This window comes from Synechococcus sp. R55.7, from assembly GCF_047461955.1.
GTDB lineage: Bacteria > Cyanobacteriota > Cyanobacteriia > Thermostichales > Thermostichaceae > Thermostichus.
Genome location: NZ_JANSIC010000299.1, coordinates 1 through 2,222, shown reverse-complemented (window position 1 = coordinate 2,222; position 2,222 = coordinate 1). Strand labels below are relative to the sequence as shown.

Sequence of the window (2,222 nt, the reverse complement as noted above, 5' to 3'; positions counted from 1 at the left end):
TCAGCGCCCTCCCCCCTAGTCTTTCTCCCAAGGGGCGAGGGGAGATCAGAAAAGGTTGGAATCAAAACTTTGCCCCACCTGTTCTAGGGATCGCCAACAGGGATTCACAAAATCAATAACCCCGCATCGGCTCCGCCTCTGGCTCCAATTCCGGATCTATGAAGTTGGACGGATCGTAGAGGAAGCGGTTGACCTCGTCCTCAATGCGATAGATCTCGAAGGGCTCCAATTGTTTGCCAGTTCGCAAGGCCAGCAGGTAGCCATCCACCAGCAGACGTAGCTCATCGGTGCGCCGGTAGCCCCGCTGCCAGGTATCCACCAGAGCATCGGTCAAAGCCTGATAGTGCCGGATCAACTTTGGGTCTTGCAACATGGTGTTCCCTTGCCCTGCCTGTTTCTATCCTAACGTTTGGTGTCTCTTTGTAAGCGGGGATTGCGAACGGGATCCCGAAGCTTGGTCTCTTCTTGGCTTCAAGCCATGGGCAGGTGCAGCCGCGAAGGCGTCTCGCCACCGCTGCGGAGAGTGATGGTGAGAATGCGGGCCTCAATCAGCCGCTCTTCCCGCATTCCCGTGCCTGTGTTGACAGGATAGGCCGGAAAACAAGCCGCGCTAAGGCTGAGGCGCAGAGCATGACCGCAAGGAATGCGAATACAGGTGGGCTGACAGGGAATCAGAATGGGGGTACTGGGCTGGGGATCCCGTAGGCGACAATAGCCTTGGGAAAAGTTATACACCTGCCCATCGGGCCTTACCACCGAGAGCACAGCGCAAAGATCGAAACTGGGGCTGTCGGCCTCCGCGTACACCTCCACAGCAATGTCCCCGACCAGAACCAGCTCGGCTTGCAGCGGCGGAGTGGTATAGGTCAGGACATCGGTGCGGCAGTCGAGGGCGGAGCGCTCTTGCGGCCCGGCAGGCTGAACTAGGTGGCCCCCCAAGGCCGGCACCGGTCGCCAGGGATCGTGAACAAAGGTATCCGATTGTTGCGTCGGCGAGGGTTCAGGGCGAAGGGATCCCTCTGCTTCTGAAAGGGCAGCCAAGCCGGTGCTGTGTAGGTAAAAAGCTTTTGGCTCAGGGGTAGGCCAAGCATCAAAGCCGCGCCAGCGGTTGGATCCCATCTCGAACAGGCGTACCGGCGGCTCCTGGAGGATCCCTGTATCTTTGCCTTTGAGGAACTGGTCAAACCAGCGCACCTGCAGCCGATCGATGGGGCTGACAGCCTCTGGGCCAAAGTCCAACGCCCCCACTTTGCGCCCCCAAGGGAGATGGATCCAAGGGCCGATGATCAGGTATTGAGGGTTCTGGCTGCGGGCGCTCATTTCCTTGTAGAGGCGCAGGCTACCACTCAGGTAGCTGTCAAACCAGCCGGCAATGTGTAGCATCGGCAGATCCACCACCTCTAGACGGGGAGAGAGCTTGCGCCAGTATTCATCCGGCTCGCTGTGCTCCAGCCAGTCGAAGTAATAGGACTGGGGGGCATACTGCTGCAACACCCCCGGCTTGAGGGGGATAGGGTCGTAGAGGGGGAGATTGCGGGCAGCTTTCAAAAGCGCTTGGTAGGCATTGGCATCCCCCCTGAGACGCGCCCCTTCGGTCTCCAGTTGCAAGGCCCAACTGAGGTTGTTGTAGAAGGCAAAGGCCCCCCCTGGGTAAGCGGCATCGGCATAGAGATCGTAAGGCAGCATCGCCGGGCAGATGGCCTTCAAGGCGCTGGGACGGGTAGAAGCCGCATACAGCTGGGTCATGCCCTGATAAGAGAAGCCGTACATGCCCACTACGCCGTTGCTCCCCGGCAAGGCAGCCGCCCAATTGACGGCGTCAAACCCGTCTTCCACCTCATGGCGGAAAGGGTAGAAGGATCCCTTGGAAGTTCCCCGTCCGCGCACATCCTGGATGACCACAATGTACCCCTGGGCCGCATACCACCTGGGATGGGCATACACCACCGTCGAGGCAATGGCCCGCCCATAGGGCTGCCGCATCAGCAAAACCGGGTAGCTCCCCTCCCCTTGCGGGCGATAGACATCCGCGTCCAGTTGGATCCCGTCGCGGGTGAACATGGAAACAGTTTCGCGGGGGCGAACGGGCAACATGGCCTGGGTTGGGCTAGCGGATCTTGCCAAAGGGATACCAACCAAGGACAACCTAAGGGATCCCTGGGTGGATTCTTCCTAAGATAAAACAGAAGCCCTTATGAGAGGGAGAAACTCCCACCAGAGTT

Annotated in this window: 2 protein-coding genes; both read right to left on the bottom strand. The window is 59.3% G+C overall.

Going from position 1 to position 2,222, the window contains the following annotated elements; all coding sequences use genetic code 11:
* Positions 1-112: 112 nt before the first annotated feature.
* Positions 113-373: a DUF6761 family protein gene (locus NW820_RS11915; RefSeq protein ID WP_011434405.1), complete on the bottom strand. Its 261-nt coding sequence runs from the start codon at positions 371-373 to the stop codon at positions 113-115.
* Positions 374-471: 98 nt separating this feature from the next.
* Positions 472-2,145 carry a CocE/NonD family hydrolase gene (locus NW820_RS11910; protein WP_414341768.1) on the bottom strand — a complete coding sequence of 558 codons (1,674 nt, stop codon included), beginning with the start codon at positions 2,143-2,145 and terminating at the stop codon, positions 472-474.
* Between the last annotated feature and the right edge of the window lie 77 nt (positions 2,146-2,222).

What these genes read in the sequence shown, in the direction of transcription:
- NW820_RS11915 (WP_011434405.1), bottom strand. Translation starts at nt 373, where the DNA reads ATGTTGCAAGACCCAAAGTTGATCCGGCACTATCAGGCTTTGACCGAT.